Source organism: Pseudomonas sp. CFBP 13710 (assembly GCF_014842235.1).
Taxonomy (GTDB): Bacteria; Pseudomonadota; Gammaproteobacteria; order Pseudomonadales; family Pseudomonadaceae; genus Aquipseudomonas; species Aquipseudomonas baltica.
The window spans coordinates 355,471-374,383 of the sequence record NZ_JACYVJ010000002.1; the positions used below are offsets into that span (position 1 = coordinate 355,471).

The 18,913-nt window shown below is 62.9% G+C and carries 18 protein-coding genes; 11 read left to right on the forward strand and 7 right to left on the reverse strand.

Going from position 1 to position 18,913, the window contains the following annotated elements:
* The first annotated feature begins 166 nt into the window (after positions 1-166).
* Complete coding sequence (gene ung / locus IFT44_RS06225; RefSeq protein WP_192175594.1) at positions 167-853, forward strand: uracil-DNA glycosylase; 687 nt, start codon at positions 167-169, stop codon at positions 851-853.
* Here ung and IFT44_RS06230 read toward each other — a convergent pair.
* The 4 genes from IFT44_RS06230 to IFT44_RS06245 form a co-directional block, all read right to left on the reverse strand.
* Positions 850-1,887, reverse strand: a complete 1,038-nt coding sequence (locus IFT44_RS06230; RefSeq protein ID WP_192175595.1) for an AbrB family transcriptional regulator — start codon at positions 1,885-1,887, stop codon at positions 850-852. The genes ung and IFT44_RS06230 overlap by 4 nt on opposite strands.
* On the reverse strand, positions 1,880-3,394 hold the full coding sequence (locus IFT44_RS06235) for a tripartite tricarboxylate transporter permease (RefSeq protein WP_192175596.1): 1,515 nt from the start codon (positions 3,392-3,394) through the stop codon (positions 1,880-1,882). Before IFT44_RS06235 ends, IFT44_RS06230 begins: the two co-directional genes overlap by 8 nt.
* Position 3,395: 1 nt before the next feature.
* Positions 3,396-3,854, reverse strand: a complete 459-nt coding sequence (locus IFT44_RS06240) for a tripartite tricarboxylate transporter TctB family protein (protein WP_122479723.1) — start codon at positions 3,852-3,854, stop codon at positions 3,396-3,398.
* Positions 3,855-4,007: 153 nt separating this feature from the next.
* Positions 4,008-4,991 (reverse strand): Bug family tripartite tricarboxylate transporter substrate binding protein, encoded by a 984-nt coding sequence (locus IFT44_RS06245; RefSeq protein WP_122479372.1) that lies wholly within the window; start codon positions 4,989-4,991, stop codon positions 4,008-4,010.
* A 281-nt stretch (positions 4,992-5,272) separates the two neighbouring features.
* Here IFT44_RS06245 and IFT44_RS06250 point away from each other — a divergent pair, with 281 nt between their 5' ends.
* Positions 5,273-5,944: a response regulator gene (locus tag IFT44_RS06250; protein ID WP_049860714.1), complete on the forward strand. Its 672-nt coding sequence runs from the start codon at positions 5,273-5,275 to the stop codon at positions 5,942-5,944.
* Complete coding sequence (locus tag IFT44_RS06255) at positions 5,937-7,319, forward strand: sensor histidine kinase (protein ID WP_192175597.1); 1,383 nt, start codon at positions 5,937-5,939, stop codon at positions 7,317-7,319. The genes IFT44_RS06250 and IFT44_RS06255 overlap by 8 nt, the downstream gene beginning before the upstream one ends.
* Here the strand turns inward: IFT44_RS06255 and IFT44_RS06260 are convergent.
* Both IFT44_RS06260 and ygfZ read right to left on the reverse strand, forming a co-directional pair.
* A complete protein-coding gene (locus tag IFT44_RS06260; RefSeq protein WP_122479370.1) occupies positions 7,316-8,128 on the reverse strand; it encodes an HDOD domain-containing protein in 813 nt (270 codons plus the stop codon). The genes IFT44_RS06255 and IFT44_RS06260 overlap by 4 nt on opposite strands.
* Positions 8,129-8,181: 53 nt before the next feature.
* The gene (ygfZ, locus tag IFT44_RS06265; protein ID WP_192103951.1) at positions 8,182-9,123 is read right to left on the reverse strand and encodes a CAF17-like 4Fe-4S cluster assembly/insertion protein YgfZ; all 942 of its coding nucleotides are present in this window, start codon (positions 9,121-9,123) and stop codon (positions 8,182-8,184) included.
* A gap of 126 nt (positions 9,124-9,249) precedes the next feature.
* Here ygfZ and IFT44_RS06270 point away from each other — a divergent pair, with 126 nt between their 5' ends.
* Both IFT44_RS06270 and IFT44_RS06275 read left to right on the forward strand, forming a co-directional pair.
* Positions 9,250-9,504: an FAD assembly factor SdhE gene (locus IFT44_RS06270; protein WP_122479368.1), complete on the forward strand. Its 255-nt coding sequence runs from the start codon at positions 9,250-9,252 to the stop codon at positions 9,502-9,504.
* Positions 9,488-9,940: a protein YgfX gene (locus IFT44_RS06275; RefSeq protein ID WP_192175598.1), complete on the forward strand. Its 453-nt coding sequence runs from the start codon at positions 9,488-9,490 to the stop codon at positions 9,938-9,940. The genes IFT44_RS06270 and IFT44_RS06275 overlap by 17 nt, the downstream gene beginning before the upstream one ends.
* On the opposite strand, the gene nadB is transcribed toward IFT44_RS06275, so the two are convergent.
* Positions 9,909-11,525, reverse strand: coding sequence for an L-aspartate oxidase (nadB, locus tag IFT44_RS06280; protein WP_192175599.1), 1,617 nt, complete (start codon positions 11,523-11,525; stop codon positions 9,909-9,911). The two genes, IFT44_RS06275 and nadB, sit on opposite strands and share 32 nt — an antisense overlap.
* A gap of 579 nt (positions 11,526-12,104) precedes the next feature.
* Here nadB and rpoE point away from each other — a divergent pair.
* From rpoE to lepB, 6 genes are all read left to right on the forward strand, one after another.
* Complete coding sequence (rpoE, locus tag IFT44_RS06285) at positions 12,105-12,686, forward strand: RNA polymerase sigma factor RpoE (RefSeq protein WP_011535354.1); 582 nt, start codon at positions 12,105-12,107, stop codon at positions 12,684-12,686.
* Between the two features lie 30 nt (positions 12,687-12,716).
* Positions 12,717-13,310 (forward strand): sigma-E factor negative regulatory protein, encoded by a 594-nt coding sequence (locus IFT44_RS06290; RefSeq protein ID WP_192175600.1) that lies wholly within the window; start codon positions 12,717-12,719, stop codon positions 13,308-13,310.
* A gap of 8 nt (positions 13,311-13,318) precedes the next feature.
* The gene (locus IFT44_RS06295; RefSeq protein WP_192175601.1) at positions 13,319-14,269 is read left to right on the forward strand and encodes a MucB/RseB C-terminal domain-containing protein; all 951 of its coding nucleotides are present in this window, start codon (positions 13,319-13,321) and stop codon (positions 14,267-14,269) included.
* Between the two features lie 321 nt (positions 14,270-14,590).
* Positions 14,591-15,976 carry a DegQ family serine endoprotease gene (locus IFT44_RS06300; protein WP_244652120.1) on the forward strand — a complete coding sequence of 462 codons (1,386 nt, stop codon included), beginning with the start codon at positions 14,591-14,593 and terminating at the stop codon, positions 15,974-15,976.
* A gap of 270 nt (positions 15,977-16,246) precedes the next feature.
* Positions 16,247-18,043 carry a translation elongation factor 4 gene (gene lepA / locus IFT44_RS06305; RefSeq protein ID WP_122479362.1) on the forward strand — a complete coding sequence of 599 codons (1,797 nt, stop codon included), beginning with the start codon at positions 16,247-16,249 and terminating at the stop codon, positions 18,041-18,043.
* Positions 18,044-18,052: 9 nt separating this feature from the next.
* Entirely contained in the window at positions 18,053-18,907 is an 855-nt protein-coding gene (gene lepB / locus IFT44_RS06310; RefSeq protein ID WP_122479361.1) for a signal peptidase I, read from the forward strand.
* Positions 18,908-18,913 lie beyond the last annotated feature (6 nt).

Here is an 18,913-nt window from a genome sequence, read left to right on the forward strand (position 1 = left end):
CCTCGCATCAAAGGGGCGGTAGCCGCGGAACAGCCATGGCGAATGGCCGGCGTAGGGTGGCAGCGATCCTGTCCGGATTTGACTTTCCATGTCCGCTTTCCTACCGTCCGCCCACTGATTTCCGGCGCCTTCTGTTTTTTGGTGCCTGCTTCTTTTTGGTGAACATATGAGCACAGACGACCGCATCAAACTCGAGCCTAGCTGGAAAGCTGCACTGCGTGAGGAATTCGACAAGCCCTACATGGCCCAGTTGCGCGAATTCCTGCGCCAGGAACATGCGCTGGGCAAAGAAATCTATCCGCCTGGGCCGCTGATCTTCAACGCGCTCAATACCACGCCGCTGGAACAGGTAAAAGTCGTGATTCTCGGCCAGGATCCCTACCACGGTCCGGGCCAGGCGCATGGTCTGTGTTTTTCGGTGCAGCCAGGCATCCCCACGCCGCCCTCGCTGGTGAACATCTACAAGGAGCTCAAGCGCGATCTGAACATCGACATCCCCAAGCATGGCTATCTGCAAAGCTGGGCGGAGCAGGGGGTGTTGCTGCTGAATACCACCATGACGGTGGAAAGGGCGAATGCCGCCGCCCACGCGAAAAAAGGCTGGCAGCCGTTCACCGACCGCATCATCGAAGTGGTCAGCGAGCAGCAGGCCAGCGTGGTGTTCATGCTCTGGGGCGCCCATGCGCAGAGCAAGCAGAAGCTGATCGACAACAGCAAGCACCTGGTGCTGACGTCCGTGCACCCCTCGCCGTTGTCGGCGCACAAGGGCTTCATCGGCAACGGGCATTTCAGCCGTGCGAACAAGTTTCTCGAACAGAACGGTCTGACCGCCATCGACTGGCGCCTGCCTTAAGCCACCGGTCGGCGCTTCTGCCACTGGCGAAACAGCGGCTCGGCCAGAAACAGCACGAACAGCAGGCGCATCACCTGCATCGCTGTCACCAGCGGTACCGACAGCTGCAGCACCTCGGCGGTCAGGCTCATCTCGGCAATGCCACCGGGCATCATGCCCAGGGTCAGCGAGCGCAGGTCGAGGTTGGTCAGGGCGCTCAGGGCCAGCGCGCAGCCGCCGGCAATGGCCATGGTCAGGGCGGTGCTGATCAGCGTGCGAGCGAGAAACGACGGTGCGCGGCGAAAGAACGCGCGATTGAAGTGACAGCCCAGGCCGCTGCCGATCAGCCACTGGCCGATCTGGCTGCCACCGTCCGGCAGGCCGATGTGCAGATCGAAGCTTACGCTCATGGCAGCGCTGACCAGCAGGGGGCCGAACAGCCAGGGGTTGGGCTGGTCCAGTCGCTGCCAGATCCAGGCCGCCACCCCGGCGAGGGGGAAGATCAACGCCAGCCAGGCCCAGTCGACGCCGCCTTCATGGCTGATGGGTGTGCCGTCGCCCATCAGGAATTTGAACAGCGCCGGCACGCACAGCACCACCGCCAGCACCCGCAGACTCTGCCCTGCGGCGACGCGGCTGAGGTCGGCGCCGTTGCGCGCGCCCAGGTTGACCATTTCGCCGGAACCGCCCGGCATGCTGGAAAAAAAAGCCGTGGCCCGGTCTTCACCGGTGCGCAGCATCAGCCACACGCCCACGGCACTGGAAACGCTGGTGATCAGCGCTCCGAAAAAAATCAGGCCGAAATGGCCGCCCACCTGCTCCATCACCAAGGGGGTGAAGTGCAGGCCGATGCCTATGCCGACGATCCACTGGCCCAGCTTGCGGCCATTGGGTATTTCCGCCAATTGCCAAGGTGTCAGGCAGCGCACCAGGATGATCGCCAGCAACGAGCCGATCATCCAGGGCAGCGGCCAGCCGATCAGGCTGGCGACATAGCCGCCAGCCAGACCCACGAACGGTGTACCCCACCAGTTGTGCAGGAACCGATCAAACATCGGCAGCGGCACGACGCATGGCAGCGCGCTTGCGCCAGATACGCACCACCGGCAGCAGCAGCATCAGAATGGTCAGGATCCAGACACCTGCGGTGATCGGGCTGCCCCAGAGAATCTGCAGCTCACCGTTGGAAATCGACAGCGCGCGACGCAGGTTCTGCTCCATCAGGCCACCCAGGATGAAACCGAGCAGGACGGGCGACAACGGGAAATCCAGCTTGCGCAGGATGTAGCCGAAGATGCCGATACCGATCATCAGGAACAGGTCGAAGGTGGTCGCGTGGACCGCGTAGACGCCGATGCCGGTGATGATGGCGATGACCGGTACCAGTGCCCAGTTCGGCACGGCGAGGATCTTGGTGAAGATGCGGATCATCGGGATGTTCAGGATCACCAGCATGATGTTGGCGACGAACAGCGAGGCGATCAGGCCCCAGACGATGTCCGGTTGCTGTTGGAACAGCAGCGGGCCTGGAGTGATGTTGTACAGCGACAGGGCGCCGATCATCACTGCGGTGGTGCCCGAACCCGGTACGCCCAGGGTCAGCATCGGCACCAGGGCGCCGCAGGCAGTGGCACCGATGGCGGTTTCCGGCGCGGCCAGGCCACGCTTGTCACCTTGGCCGAACTTGCCGCTGGCACCTGCCAGGCGCTTCTCGGTGGTGTAGGCCACCGCGCTGGCCAGGGTGGCGCCGGCGCCGGGCAGTACGCCCATGATGAAGCCCAGCACGCCGCAGCGAATGTTCACCCAGAACACCGAAGCGGCTTCCTTGAGGTTGAACATCATGCGCCCGGTGGCCGTGACGGCCACGCTGCCGTGGTGAGTCTTTTCCAGCAGCAGGAGGATTTCACTGATCGAGAACAGGCCCAGCACCAGCACGACGAACTGGATGCCGTCGGCCAGGTGGATGTTGTCGCCAGTGAACCGGTACACGCCGCTGTTGGCGTCGATGCCGACACTGGACAGGAACAGACCGATCAGCGCGGCGATGAACGTCTTCAACGGCCTGTCACCGGCCATGCCGCCCAGGCAGACGATGGCGAACACCATCAACACGAAGTATTCCGCAGGGCCGAAGGCAATCGCCCATTTGGCCAGGATCGGGGCAAACATGACCATGCCGCAGGTGGCGATGAATGCACCGATGAACGAGCTCCACGCGGACAACGACAGCGCAACGCCGGCCAGACCCTGGCGGGCCATCGGGTAGCCGTCCAGAGTGGTCATCACGGTCGATGCTTCGCCGGGAATGTTGAGCAGGATCGAGCTGATACGACCGCCGTATTCGCAGCCCAGGTATACCGCTGCCAGCAGGATCAGCGCCGACTCCGGCGGCAGGCCCAGGGCGAAGGCGATCGGGATGAGCAGTGCCACGCCATTGATCGGCCCCAGGCCCGGCAGCAGGCCGACCACGGTGCCGATCAGGGTGCCCGACAGGGCGGTGACCAGATTGTAGGGGGTCAGGGCAACGCCGAAGCCCTGACCCAGGTAGCCAAGAGTATCCATGTCAGTTCTCCAGAACGCTGAGCAGGCCCAGGGGCAGCGGCACGTCCATGACTTTGTCGAAGAGCACGTACAGGCCGATGCTCATCAAGGTGATGATGATCACGCTGGGCACTGCGCGGCCGCCGTACAGCAGGGCCATCGGAATGCCGATCAGGATGCTGCTGAGAATGAAGCCAAGGGGTTCGAACAGCCCGGCGAACACCAGCAGCAAACCGATGCATATGGCGATCTTCTTCAAGGTCGGGCGGTCCAGCGGCGGCTCTTCCTCGCTGTGCACGATCGGAGTGGGACGAAACACCAGATACAGCAGGGCCAGGCTCATCAGGCCCAGCATCAGCAACGGGTAGGCGCGCGGGCCTACCGGCTCATAGGAAAAGGGTGCCTGGTAGGGCCAGGCCATCAGTGCCAGACCGGCACAGACAAGCAGCAACAGCAGGGCGAAAAGCCGTTGAACGATCATGATCATGGTCATGTTCCTTCGTGAAGGAGGACGATGGTGGTGTCGGCAGGGAAGCCTTCGCGGGCAGAGATCCGCTCTCACAGTGGACGTGTACATCCAACCCTGTGGGAGCGGGTCTCTGCCCGCGAATGGCTCCCCGCGGACCCAGGCCGATTACTGAACCAGGCCGAATTCCTTGGCCAGGGTCTTGTATTCGGCGACCTGTTTCTTCACGTAGGTGTCCAGCTCCTGCCCGGTCATGGCGAACGGGAACAACTCGCGCTGGTCACGCAGCTTGGCGAATTCTTCGGATGCCAGCAGCTTGTCGAACGCCGCTTTCCACCAGTCGTATTCGGCGTCGGTCACCTTCGGCCCCAGGTAGAAGCCGCGCACCACAGGCCAGACGATGTCGTAGCCCTGCTCCTTGGCAGTAGGGATGTCCTTCATTTCCGGCTCGTCCAGACGCTTGTCGGAGAACACCGCGAGCAGGCGCATGTCACCGCTGAGGATGTGCGGCATGGAGTCGGAGATGTCGGTGCTGCCGACCTGGATGTGGCCGCCGAGCAGGGCCGTGGCGATTTCACCGCCACCTTCCAAGGCAACATAGCGCAGGTCACGCGGGTTGATCCCGGCCGCCTTGGCGATCAGTGCGGTCTGCATCCAGTCCTGGCTGCCGACGGTGCCGCCGGAGCCGATCACGACTTTGCTCGGGTCGGCCTTGAGCGCCTTGACCAGGTCATCCAGTGTCTTGTAAGGCGAATCGCTCTTGACCGCGATGGCGCCATAGCTGGTGCCTACCGCAGCCAGCCAGCGTACGGCGTTCTCGTCGAAACGGCCAAACTTGCCTTGCGCCAGGTTGAGTAGCGAGCCGCTGGACCAAGCCACCAACGTGCCTGCGTCGGCCGGGCGCTGGGCGACCACCGCGTTGTAGGCCACGGCGCCGACGCCGCCGGGCATGTAGGTGACGCGCATGGGTTTGGACAGCAGTTTCTCGTTGACCAGCGCGCTTTGGGCAAGTTTGCAGGTCAGGTCGAAGCCACCGCCAGGCGAGGCTGGGGCAATGCATTCAGGACGTTTGGGTTCTTCCTGGGCAAGCAGCGGGGCACTGATGAACAGGCAGCTGACAGCCAGGGCAAGCGGACGCATGGCGCGGATCATGGGTATTTCTCCATTGTTGTTCTTGTTATCGAAAACGTATCGTGACGTTTGCGTGGCAGGTCTCTACGGACTCGCCTTGCTGAAACCTTATGTTGCGAACCTTTCACCAAGCTTTCAGTGGCGGTCAATCTGCCAAGACTGCTTCACAGTCCGGCACGGGCCTGTAAACTCGGGCACATAAAGCGGTTGATGAGCCTTTCGCAGCTGGCGCTGACAGCAGCGAATACCGTACTACGGCAACATCATCCCGACATAGAAAAGATTGGCCGTGAGGAATACCGATGCGTGTCCTGCTTGTAGAAGATCACCTGCAGTTGGCCGAAAGTGTCGCCCAGGCGCTGAAAGCCACCGGCTTGACCGTCGATGTGCTGCACGACGGCGTCGCGGCAGACCTGGCCCTGGCCAGCGAGGAGTACGCCGCCGCGATACTCGACGTCGGCCTGCCCAGGCTCGATGGTTTTGAAGTGCTGGCGCGCCTGCGGGCGCGGGGCAAGAATTTGCCGGTGCTGATGCTCACGGCGCGCAGCGACGTCAAGGACCGCGTCCATGGCCTGAACCTGGGCGCCGACGACTACCTGGCCAAGCCGTTCGAGCTCACCGAGCTGGAAGCCCGGGTCAAGGCCCTGCTGCGGCGCACCGTGCTTGGTGGTGAGCGCCAGCAACGCTGCGGTCCGCTGGCCTATGACCTGGATACGCGACGCTTCACCCTGGGCAAGGAACTGCTGACCCTGACCTCGCGCGAACAGGCGGTGCTCGAGGCGCTGATTGCCCGTCCGGGACGGGTGATGAGCAAGGAGCAATTGGCGGCGCAGGTGTTCGGCCTGGACGAGGAAGCCAGCGCCGACGCCATCGAGATCTATGTGCACCGCCTGCGCAAGAAGCTCGACAAGCAACCGATCGCCATCGTCACCTTCCGCGGTCTGGGCTACCTGCTGGAAAGCCGCGATGCGTGAAGTCAGCAGCCTGCGTTGGCGGCTGCTGTGGAACCTCGCCATGCTGCTGGTCTTCCTGATGCTGGCCAGCGGTCTGAGTGCCTACTGGAATGGCCGCGAAGCAGCCGACACGGCTTATGACCGGACCCTGCTGGCCTCGGCGCGCACCATCGCCGCCGGGCTGTCCCAGCGCGACGGCACGCTCAGTGCCGACGTGCCCTACGTGGCCCTGGATACCTTCGCCTACGACAGCGCCGGGCGCATCTACTACCAGGTCAACGACATCGACCACAAGCTGATCTCCGGCTACGAAAACCTGCCGGCGCCGCCGCGCGGCACTCCGCGTACGGACGACTACCCAGCCCTGGCCACGTTCTACAGCGGCCGTTATCTAGGGCAGAACGTACGTGTGGTGAGCCTGCTCAAGGCGGTCAGCGAACCGAACATGATCGGCATGGCAGAAATTCGCGTGGCCGAGACCGAAGAAGCGCGCGTGTCGATGGCCCGTAGCCTGATGGCCGACACCCTGCTGCGCCTGGGCATGCTCGGCGGCGGCGCCTTGTTGCTGGTATGGGTCACGGTCAGCGCCGCCCTGCGCCCACTGGAGCGTCTGCGCGACGAAGTCGAAGACCGTCAGCCGGATGACCTGCGCCCCCTGCCGCTGGTCGAGGTCCAGCGCGAACTGTGGCCGCTGGTGCAGGCCCTCAACCATTTCACCGAGCGCCTGCGCGTCCAGTTCGAGCGTCAGGCGCAGTTCATTGCCGATGCTGCCCACGAGTTGCGCACGCCGCTGGCAGCGCTCAAGGCGAGGGTGGAGTTGGGCTTGCGCGCCGAACAGCCGGAAGTCTGGCGCACCACCCTGCAGCAGGCGGTGGAAGGCACCGATAAACTGACCCACCTGGCCAATCAGTTGCTGTCGCTGGCCAGGGTCGAGAACGGCGCACGGGCCATTGCCGAAGGCGGCGCCCAGCGCCTGGACCTGAGCCAATTGGCCCGCGAACTGGGCATGGCCATGGCGCCCCTGGCCCACGGCCGAGGCGTGGCGCTGGCATTGGAGGCCGACGAGCCCATCTGGCTGCGCGGCGAGCCGACGTTGCTCAACGAACTGCTCAGCAACCTGGTGGACAACGCCCTGGCGCATACCCCGGCCGGCGGTAACGTCATTTTGCGCGTGCTGGCCCCCGGCATCCTCGAAGTCGAGGACGACGGGCCAGGCATTCCGGCGGACGAACGCGATCGCGTGTTCGAGCGCTTCTACCGGCGCAATGCGCAGAGCAGCGGAACCGGACTGGGGCTGGCCATCGTCGGGGAAATCTGCCGCGCACACATGGCGCGCATCAGCCTGCACGATGGCGCCAGGGGCGGTTTGAAAGTGCGTGTCGACTTCGCGCTCTAGTTCAGCAGCGACTGGGCCTGCAGCAGATCGCTGGCCAGCAGCACCGGGCTTTGCTTGATCTCCAGGCGCTGGTACGCCGGATGCTCGACCAGGATCGGCAGGCCTGTGTTGTGCGGCAAGCGCAACAGCGTGGCGATCATCACCAGATCGCCATAATCGGTTTCGGTGTTGTGCCGGTTCAGGTCCAGGAACTGGCCGGGCACCTGCGCAAGCATGGCCGGAAAATCCCATTTGTGCAGGATGTGGTCGCCTATCCGCGGATGGATATGCTCGACCACATGGGTGAGGCTCACCGGGTCGGCCAGCAGCTCGTTGTGCTCCTGGGCATAAGTCAGGATCGGCAACACGCCGATCTGGTGCACCAGGCCGGCGAGGGCGGCGCGGTCGGGCTTGAGGGTGGTGAAGCGTCGAGCCAGTTCGGTGCACATGCCGGCCACCTCCAGGCTGGTCCGCCAGGCCTCGCGCATGCGGCTTTGCACAGCAGGCGCGCGGGCGTGGAAGATCTGTTCGATGACCAGGCCGATGGCCAGATTGCTGCTGTAGTTGACGCCCAGCCGATTGATCGCCGTACGCACGTCGGTGACCTCGAAACTGGCGCGCAGCAGTGGGCTGTTGACCACCTTGAGCAGGCGCGCCGACAGCGCTGCGTCCTGAGCGATGACCTGGCTCAGGCGATTGACGCTGACGTTGTCGTCCTCGGCCGCTTCACGAATTTTCAGGGCCACTTCCGGCATGGTCGGCAACACCAGCTCGTCACGGTCGATGGCGGCCAGCAAATCCCTTTGTACTGTATCGGCCAGCTGATTCATTCGACGCCTCGGCATAGCGGGAGAGGGGTGCGCAGGCCTTGCAGCGGGCCATGCTAGCGCTGTATTTCACGGTCTCGATCAAGTGTATAGGGCAAGGTCAGAAGTGCCAGCGCAGGGCCTTCGAGACTGCCCAGATGAATGCGGCCATCCTCGACGGCGTTGTCCTGCAGTACGGCCAGGGCCTCGTAGCCCTCGGCCGTCGGTGCGGCCAGGGCAATCTCGCCGATGGCACTGCCATGCACCGGCGAGAACAGCGCAGCACCCGGTTCCGGACGCGTCGGGCCGGCCAGTTGCACGTGGTAGAGACGTCGCTTGAGTTTGCCCAGGTACTGCATGCGCGCCACGATTTCCTGGCCGGTGTAGCAACCCTTCTTGAAGCTCACGCCGCCCACGGCCTGCAGATTCAGCATCTGTGGGATGAACAGCTCGCGAGTCGGCTCCAGCACCTGGCCGATACCGGCGCGGATCTGCCCCAGCAGCCAATCGTCGAGCGAGCCCTGGGCCAATTGTTCGGCCAGCCGCGTGGCGAGGTTCTCGGCCTGCTCGGCAGGCGCCCACAGTTCGGCCCGAGCCGGCGAGACGCGCACCGCGATCAGCGCGCCGTGACGTACCACGGCATCGGTTTCCAGGGGCAGGTCCAGGCCCAGCGCGTTCAGCGCGCCATCGCCGTGCTGCACGCCGAAGCGCACCCAGGCGTCGCTCTCGTCGGTGAGCTTGGACTTGGAGAACACCGCGTACTTCTTCAGGTCGGCCAATTGTGCTTCGAGCAGGCCGCGGGCCATGGCCAGAACACAGCCATCGCCCTGCAAAAGAATGCGAAAGCTGGACTGCATGCGGCCTTTCTGCGTGCAGCGCGCGCCGAGACTGGCCGTGTGCTCGTCCAGGTAGTTGAGGTTGCAGGTGAGCTGGCCCTGCAGGAACTTGCCGGCGTCCGAGCCGCGAACGGCGAGGACGCCCTCGTGGGTCAGGGTGCAGAACATAGCGCTATCGGACATGGGTCATCGCTGAGTTGAAAAGACTGGACGTCATCATAGAGCCCCGCGCCGGGGGAATGCTATCCCCGCCGCCCTGACACCCCACCGACGCCTCTGTATACTGCGCGCCTATTCAAGGAGCCCCCCATGGTCGAAAACGTTGAACTCAACCGGCTTTACTGGCACAGCCGCCGCGGCATGCTGGAGCTGGACGTGTTGCTGGTGCCTTTCGTCAAGGAAGTCTATCCCCACTTGAATCAGGTGGATCGCGATGTCTACGTACGCCTGCTCGAATGTGAAGATCAAGACATGTTCGGCTGGTTCATGGAGCGTAACGAGTCCGATGACCCCGAGTTGCAGCGCATGGTTCGGATGATCCTGGATCGTGTCCAGCCCAAGTAACCGCTTCGAGTGCCACTGGCAGCCCTCGCGGCGGCTGCTGGCCTTCTACGTGCTGGCGCAGGCCTCGGCGTGGCTGGCCAACCTGCTGATGGATGCGCCCGTACTCGTGCACCTGGCCGCCGCGGCGCTATGCATCGCGCACGCACTGTACGTATTGCCGCGGCAAGTGTTGCTCGGCAGCCCCCACGCCGTGACCGGCCTGCGCCGTGATCGTAGCGGCTGGTCCGTGTGGACCGCGGCCGCTGGCTGGCAAGCGGTGCAGCTGCGCCCCGACAGCATGGCGCTGCCCCATGTGGTTGTGCTGCGCTTCCGCCTGGCCGGTCAGCGACAGGTGCGCAGCGCTTGTATCCTGCCTGACTGCCTGGATGCAGACACCCATCGACGCCTGCGCCTGCGGCTCAAGTTCAGTCGGCAAAGGTGGGCGGTTCCAGAATAGTGTCATGTGCCTCTGGCAGCAGGTCTGGATAGTCGAGCGTGTAGTGCAGGCCTCGGCTTTCCTTGCGCTGCATGGCCGACGCAATCATCAGCTCGGCCACTTGCGCCAGGTTGCGCAGTTCGATCAGGTCACGGCTGACCTTATAGTTGCTGTAGAACTCATCGATCTCGTCGAGCAGCAGGCGCACTCGGTGCTGCGCGCGCTGCAGACGTTTGGTGGTGCGCACGATGCCCACGTAGTCCCACATGAAGCGCCGCAACTCGTCCCAGTTGTGGGCAATGATCACGTCTTCGTCCGAATCGGTCACCTGGCTGGCGTCCCACTGCGGCAACGGTCCGGGCGGTGCGACTTCGGCCAGGCAGGAAACGATGTGCTCGGCGGCGGAGCGGGCGTAGACGATGCATTCGAGCAGGGAATTGCTGGCCATGCGGTTGGCGCCGTGCAGGCCAGTGCAACTGGTTTCGCCAATGGCATACAAATGGGGGACGTCGGTGCGGCCGTGCCGGTCCACCTGCACGCCGCCACAGGTGTAGTGGGCGGCTGGTACGACAGGAATGGGCTGGCGGGTGATGTCGATGCCGAACGTCAGGCAGCGTTGGTATACCGTCGGGAAATGGCTGCGGATGAAGTCTGCCGGTTTGTGGCTGATGTCCAGGTACACACACTCGGCGCCCAGGCGCTTCATTTCGTGGTCGATGGCGCGCGCCACGATATCGCGCGGGGCAAGCTCGGCACGCGAGTCGAAGCGAGGCATGAAACGCTCGCCGTTGGCCAGCTTGAGCAGGGCGCCCTCGCCACGCAGCGCTTCGGTGATGAGAAAACTCTTGGCCTGGGGGTGATACAGGCAGGTCGGGTGGAACTGGTTGAATTCCAGATTGGCGACCCGGCAGCCCGCGCGCCACGCCATGGCAATGCCATCGCCGCAGGCACCGTCGGGGTTGCTGGTGTACAGGTAGACCTTGGCGGCGCCACCGGTTGCCAGCACGGTGAAGCGCGCCGCGTGAGTGTTCACCGCGCCGCTGCGATGATCCAGCACGTAGGCGCCGAGACAGCGGTCCTCAGCGCGGCCCAGGCGCCGTTCGGTAATCAGGTCGATGGCCGCGCACTGCTCCATGAGTTCGATGTTGGGCCGCAGGCGCGCCGCTGCCAACAGCGTGTCGAACATCGCCGCGCCGGTGGCATCCGCCGCATGAATGATCCGGCGCTGGCTGTGGCCGCCTTCACGGGTCAGGTGAAAGGGGAAGCCGGTGTGCGCGGGATCCGATTCGTGTTCACGGGTAAACGGCACGCCCAACTCGACCAGCCACTCAATCGCCGCCCGGCTGTGCTCTACGGTGAAGCGCACGGCCTCTTCATCGCACAGGCCGGCGCCCGCTTCGAGCGTGTCCTGAACGTGAGCCTCGACGGTATCGGTATCGGCCAGTACGGCCGCCACGCCGCCCTGTGCCCAGGGCGTCGAGCCATCGCCCAGCCCACCTTTGCTGATGACCGCGATGCGCAGCGTGGCGGGCAACGCCAGCGCGAGGCTCAAGCCTGCGGCTCCGCTACCGATCACCAGAACATCGTGTTGCAGTTGCTTGCCCATTCGAAGGTCATCCGCAGGTCGAAAGTAAGGTTGCGTGAAGCGCCATCCAGCGTGCCGTTCGCGCCTGTTGTGCACGTCCCGCTGGTATATCCAAGGGGGTAGCGGCACAATAGCGGCACCTTCGACGCACGGAGTCCAGGGTTTCCCGCTGGCGTGGCGCGGCATTTATAGCAGCCGCATCGACGCTTGCGCTACGCGAACAGGCGCTCGACCTGGGCTGCGCGAGCTGAATCACTTCAGTTATAGGAACGGTTGTAGGACCGAGTAAGCCGTGCGTATAGGCTTAAACCTTCGTTTTTGTGGGAACTTTCCAAGAAAGCCTGCAATCAATAGAAGGTTGCCTATAGGAAGGAAACAGCGTCGAACAGTGGTTGCATTGGCAATGCCAGGTTGCAGCGCTCGACGGAAAGATTATCGGCGCAGCCCGGCACGTTCGAGCTGCGCTTTCCGTGCAGGCTTGATCCAGGCCTGCGGGAAACTTGCCTGGAGGGGAGAACTTTTGCGAATAGCCCGAGTCTATGGTTGCAAGCCTGAACGATGGCCTGAGCAGCGCTCCTTCCGGACCCATGAGGAGTGTTCATGCTAACCCAGGAAGAGGATCAGCAGCTGGTCGAGCGTGTACAACGCGGTGATCGGCGAGCGTTTGATCTGTTGGTGCTGAAATACCAGCACAAGATTCTCGGGTTGATCGTGCGGTTCGTGCACGACACCCATGAAGCCCAGGACGTGGCGCAGGAAGCTTTCATCAAGGCTTACCGCGCGTTGGGCAATTTTCGCGGAGACAGCGCGTTCTACACGTGGCTGTACCGTATCGCCATCAACACGGCGAAAAACTATCTGGTGTCCCGCGGACGCAGGCCACCGGACAGTGACGTAAGTTCCGAGGACGCGGAGTTCTATGACGGCGATCATGGCCTCAAGGATCTCGAGTCACCGGAACGTTCACTGCTGCGCGATGAGATCGAGGGTACCGTCCATCGAACCATCCAGCAGCTGCCTGAAGACCTGCGCACGGCATTGACCCTGCGCGAGTTCGACGGTTTGAGTTACGAAGACATTGCCAGTGTCATGCAGTGTCCGGTGGGGACCGTGCGGTCGCGGATTTTCCGTGCCCGGGAAGCCATCGACAAAGCCCTGCAGCCGTTGTTGCAGGAATCCTGAGACAGCGGCGATAGCCAAGAGAGGAACGCCATGAGTCGTGAAGCCCTGCAGGAATCGCTGTCCGCAGTGATGGATAACGAAGCGGACGAATTGGAACTGCGTCGGGTACTGACCGCGCTGGACGATGCCGAAACCCGTGCCACATGGGCACGTTTTCAGGTCGCTCGTGCTGTCATGCACAAAGATCTTCTGGATCCGCGCCTGGACCTGTCGGCTGCAGTGTCGGCAGCCATTGCCGAAGACGTTGTGCCGGCAGCGGCTGCTCGCGGCCCATGGCGCAGCCTCGGTCGTCTGGCCGTGGCTGCTTCGGTGACCGTCGCCGTGCTGGCAGGCGTGCGCCTGTACAACCAGGACGACATTACCGGCGCCGAGTTGGCGCAACAGCAGCCTGCGCAGCAAGCGCCGTCGACGCCGATGGTGCAAGGTCCGGCCGTTCTGGCGGGCTACACGCCCGACAGCTCCGACGCACCAGGGCCGATGGCCAACGGTGTGCTTAAAGGTGAGGAAGGTTTGAACGACCAGCGCCTGCCGGGTTATCTGCGTCAACATTCGCAGGAAGCTGCCGCCAAAGGTTCGGAAAGCGCTCTGCCTTATGCCCGTTCCGCGAGCATGGAAAACCGTTAATCCCGATCATGCGTGCGGCTCTGCTCCTGCCATTTCTCCTTGGCCTGGCCGCACCGGCCGCTGCTGCACCCGATGCAGCTCAGTGGCTCGAAAGCATGACGCGCGCCGAGCGCACTCAGAGTTTCGAAGGCACGTTCGTCTACGAACGTGACGGTGATTTCTCCACTTATCAGGTTTGGCACCGTGCTGGCGACGGCGGGGTGCGTGAGCGTGTGCTCAAATTGGATGGTATCGCGTCCGAGCGTGTCCAGGCCGGTGGCCGTACGGCCTGCGCAACGGGCAACCCAGTGCTCGGCGTGGTGCAAGGTCCTGTTGGCTCCGATGGCGTTGTCGATCCGCTCAAGTTGATGTCGTGGTACGACCTGCGCGTTGCCGGAGCTTCCAGGGTCGCCGGCCGCGAGGCGGTGGTGGTGACTCTGGTTCCCAGGGATCGCGACCGCTATGCCTTCGAGATGCATCTGGACGCACGTACCGGCCTGTTGCTCAAGTCTTTGTTGATCGACGCGCAAGGGCGACTGCTCGAACGCTTGCAGTACACGCGTCTGGCAGTGGGAACCCCTGCGTCCGCTGACTTGAAGGCGACACCAAATTGTAAGCCTGTATTGCATGCGCTCGCTGCCACTGCACCGCGCGATGTCTCCGCGTGGCGCTCCCAATGGATCCCGGCTGGCTTCGAACTGGCCCAGACAGGCCTGCGCAAATCTTCGGCCAGCAATGCCAGTGTGACCAGTCTGCTGTACGCCGATGGGCTTGCGCATTTTTCTGTATTTGTTGAACCGCTCAATGGTGCATCTGCGCGCGATACCCGCGTCCAGCTTGGCCCGACAGCGGCAGTGTCGCGACGGTTGAAGACCTCGGAAGGTGAAATGATGATCACGGTAGTGGGTGAAATCCCGCTGGGCACCGCTGAGCGAATAGCCCTGTCGATGCAACGCCAGGATGTTCAGGCTCGGCGTTGAACTGTGCACGCCCAAAGGCGCCGTCCATGCGTCGCGACAGGCCTTCATGCTGGTTTAATCATCGCGACGTAACGTGAAAGCTGTTTCATGCAGGTTGCAAACCGCCGGTTTTTTTCTTATAGGTCTGTGCTTCGGGGGCGAACCGTTATGCAGTTGCTGGTTCGCTGCCGTGCGCCGCGCCGGAACACGGGATTGCCAGAGGGCCGAATTCCGGTTTTGCCGACCGCACAACCCTATTGCTCAACCATGCTCGTTACGAACGGGAGCCGTATGTCGATAACACGTTTCAACCCCTTTCTTTCACTGTTCGCGGCAGTGCTGATGCTGGGCAACGTTGCCAGCGTGCAGGCTGAAGCGTTGCCTGATTTCACCACGCTGGTCGAACAGGCTTCGCCCGCCGTGGTGAACATCAGTACCACGCAGAAACTGCCGGATCGCGGGGTGGCTGCCAGCCAGATGCCAGATCTGGAGGGCCTGCCGCCGATGTTTCGCGAGTTCTTCGAGCGCAACATGCCACGCGGTGGACCGCGTTCCCCGCAGCGCGGCGATCGTCAGCGCGAAGCGCAGTCGTTGGGTTCGGGTTTCATCGTGTCGGCCGACGGCTATGTACTCACCAACAACCACGTGATCGCCGACGCCGACGAAATCATCGTGCGCCTGTCCGATCGCAGTGAGCTGAAGGCCAAGCTGGTCGGCACCGATCCGCGCACCGACGTGGCGCTGTTGAAAATCGACGGCAAGAATCTGCCTACGGTCAAGCTGGGCGATTCGGCCAAGTTGAAAGTAGGCGAGTGGGTATTGGCCATCGGCTCGCCGTTCGGCTTCGACCATTCGGTCACCAAGGGCATCGTCAGCGCCAAGGGCCGTACACTGCCCAATGACGCCTACGTGCCGTTCATCCAGACCGACGTGGCGATCAACCCAGGCAACTCGGGTGGCCCGCTGTTCAACATGAACGGTGAAGTGGTGGGTATCAACTCGCAGATCTTCACCCGTTCCGGCGGCTTCATGGGCTTGTCCTTCGCCATTCCGATCGACGTTGCCCTGGACGTTTCGGACCAGCTCAAGAAGGACGGCAAGGTCAGCCGCGGCTGGCTGGGCGTGGTCATTCAAGAGGTCAACAAGGACCTGGCCGAGTCGTTCGGCCTGGACAAGCCGGCCGGTGCACTGGTTGCACAGGTGCTCGAAGAAGGCCCGGCAGCCAAGGGCGGCTTGCAGGTGGGTGATGTGATCCTGAGCATGAATGGCCAGCCGATCGATATGTCGGCTGACCTGCCGCATCTGGTCGGAGGGCTCAAGGCCGGTGCCAAGGCCAGCCTGGAAGTGATCCGCGAAGGCAAGCGCCGCACGATCGACGTGACCGTTGGTGCGATGCCGGATGACGATCAGGATCTGGATACAGGCGCCAAGGCCCAGACCGAACGCAGCAGCAATCGTTTGGGTGTGTCGGTGGCAGAGCTGACCACCGAACAGAAAAAGGCACTCGAGCTCAAGGGCGGCGTGGTCATCAAGGAGGTGCAGGACGGTCCGGCTGCGCTGATCGGCCTGCAGCCCGGCGACGTCATCACGCACCTGAACAACCAGGCCATCGAGTTGTCGAAGCAGTTCGCCGATATCGCCAAGGGCCTGCCGAAGAATCGTTCGGTGTCCATGCGCGTGCTGCGTCAGGGCAGGGCGAGCTTCATCACCTTCAAGCTGGCTGAGTAAGCAGGTTGGGTGTATGAACGAAAGGCGACCTTCGGGTCGCCTTTTTTCATGGCCGGTTGTGTGGCCTTCGCGGGCAGAGACCCGCTCCCACAGTTCATGCGATCGCGCGGTTCCCTGTGGGAGCGGGGCGGGCGGCGAGCCATCTGCCCGCGAAGACGTCCGTACAACCACCCCTCGACCCACCGCTCCCACACCCGAACGTTATTCAGGTACAATTCCCGGCTATTTTTCGTTGGGCGTTCGGCCCGCAGCCTTTTTGAGTGTTGACCCGTGAGTGATTTGAGTCATATCCGCAATTTCTCCATCATCGCCCACATCGATCACGGCAAGTCGACCCTCGCCGATCGGTTCATCCAGATGTGCGGCGGCCTGGCCGACCGCGAAATGGAGGCCCAGGTCCTGGACTCCATGGACCTGGAGCGTGAGCGCGGGATCACCATCAAGGCGCACAGCGTCACCCTGCACTACAAGGCGCAGGACGGCAAAACCTACCAGCTGAATTTCATCGATACCCCTGGGCACGTCGACTTCACCTACGAAGTCAGCCGCTCGCTGGCGGCCTGCGAAGGCGCGCTGCTGGTGGTGGATGCGGGGCAGGGCGTCGAAGCCCAGTCCGTGGCCAACTGCTACACGGCCATCGAGCAAGGCCTGGAAGTGATGCCGGTGCTGAACAAGATGGACCTGCCCCAGGCCGACCCGGACAAGGTCAAGGACGAGATCGAGAAGATCATCGGCATAGACGCGACCGACGCCGTGGCCTGCAGCGCCAAGAGCGGCATGGGCGTGATCGATGTGCTCGAGCGCCTGGTGCAGACCATTCCGGCCCCTACTGGCGATATCGAAGCACCGTTGCAGGCGTTGATCATCGACTCCTGGTTCGACAACTACCTGGGCGTTGTCTCGCTGGTGCGCGTGCGCCATGGCCGGGTGAAGAAGGGCGACAAGATTCTGGTCAAGTCCACCGGCAAGGTGCACCTGGTCGACAGCGTCGGCGTCTTCACTCCCAAGCACACCGCCACGGCCGACCTCAAGGCGGGCGAGGTGGGCTTCATCATCGGCAGCATCAAGGACATTCACGGCGCGCCGGTCGGCGACACCCTGACCTTGAGCAGCACGCCCGATGTTGCCGTGCTGCCCGGCTTCAAGCGCATTCAGCCGCAGGTCTACGCCGGGCTGTTCCCGGTCAGCTCGGAAGACTTCGAAGATTTCCGCGACGCGTTGCAGAAACTGACCCTCAACGATTCCTCGCTGCAGTACCTGCCGGAAAGCTCCGATGCCCTGGGCTTCGGTTTCCGCTGCGGGTTCCTGGGCATGCTGCACATGGAGATCATCCAGGAGCGCCTGGAGCGCGAGTACGACCTGGACCTGATCACCACGGCGCCGAGCGTGATCTTCGAAGTGGTCATGAAGACCGGTGAAACCATTTATGTGGACAACCCGTCGAAGCTTCCGGACGCCTCGTCCGTCGAGGACTTCCGCGAGCCGATCGTGTCGGCAACGATTCTTGTGCCTCAAGAGCACCTGGGCAACGTCATTACCCTGTGCATCGAGAAGCGCGGCGTGCAGCGCGACATGCAATTCCTCGGCAGCCAGGTTCAGGTTCGCTACGACCTGCCGATGAATGAAGTGGTGCTGGACTTCTTCGACCGCCTGAAATCCACCAGCCGTGGCTATGCCTCGCTGGACTACCATTTCGAGCGTTACCAGTCGGCCAACCTGGTCAAGCTGGATGTGTTGATCAACGGCGACAAGGTCGATGCCCTGGCGCTGATCGTGCACCGCGACAATGCGGCCTACAAGGGCCGTGCGTTGACCGAGAAAATGAAGGAGCTGATCCCTCGGCAGATGTTCGATGTGGCAATCCAGGCCGCCATTGGCGGACAGGTCATTGCCCGGACCACTGTCAAGGCGCTCAGAAAGAACGTACTGGCCAAGTGTTACGGTGGCGACGTGAGCCGTAAGCGCAAGCTGTTGGAGAAACAGAAGGCCGGTAAGAAACGCATGAAGCAGGTCGGCAACGTGGAAATTCCACAGGAAGCCTTCCTTGCTGTGCTCAGGTTGGAATAGTCGAGTCCTATGTCACTAAATTTCCCGCTGTTGCTGGTCATCGCCGTAGCCGTTTGTGGTCTGCTGGCCTTGCTTGATCTGGTCGTCCTGGCGCCACGACGACGGGCTGCGATCGCCACCTACGAGGGCAGCGTCAGCCAGCCCGAGCCGGCGGTGGTCGAGCGCCTGGACAAGGAACCGCTGCTGGTCGAATACGGCAAGTCGTTCTTCCCGGTGCTGTTCATCGTGCTGGTGCTGCGCTCGTTTCTGGTCGAGCCGTTCCAGATTCCTTCGGGCTCGATGATCCCGACCCTGGAAGTGGGTGATTTCATCCTCGTGAACAAGTTCTCCTACGGCATTCGCCTGCCGGTGGTGGACAAGAAGATCATCGAGGTCAACGATCCCAAGCGCGGCGACGTGATGGTGTTCCGCTACCCCAGCGACCCCAACGTCAACTACATCAAGCGCGTGATCGGCTTGCCGGGCGACCAGATTCGCTACACCTCGGACAAGCAGCTGTACGTCAACGGCGAATTGATCGCGCGGCAACTGGTCGGCAGCGAGCCGGGCAGCCTGGGCAGCGCCGAGTTGTACAAGGAAAAGCTGGGCGAAGTCGAGCACGTCATCCGCCAGGAAATGTCGCGCTATCGCGCGCCGCCCGACAGCCAGTGGACGGTGCCTGCCGGGCACTACTTCATGATGGGCGACAACCGCGACAACTCGAACGACAGCCGCTACTGGGACGATCCGTCGATTCCCAAGGAACTGCTGGGCATGGTCCCCGACCAGAATATCGTCGGCAAGGCCTTTGCCATCTGGATGAGCTGGCCCGAGCCCAAGCTCAGCCACTTGCCCAACTTCTCGCGAGTCGGGCTGATCAAGTAGCGCCGC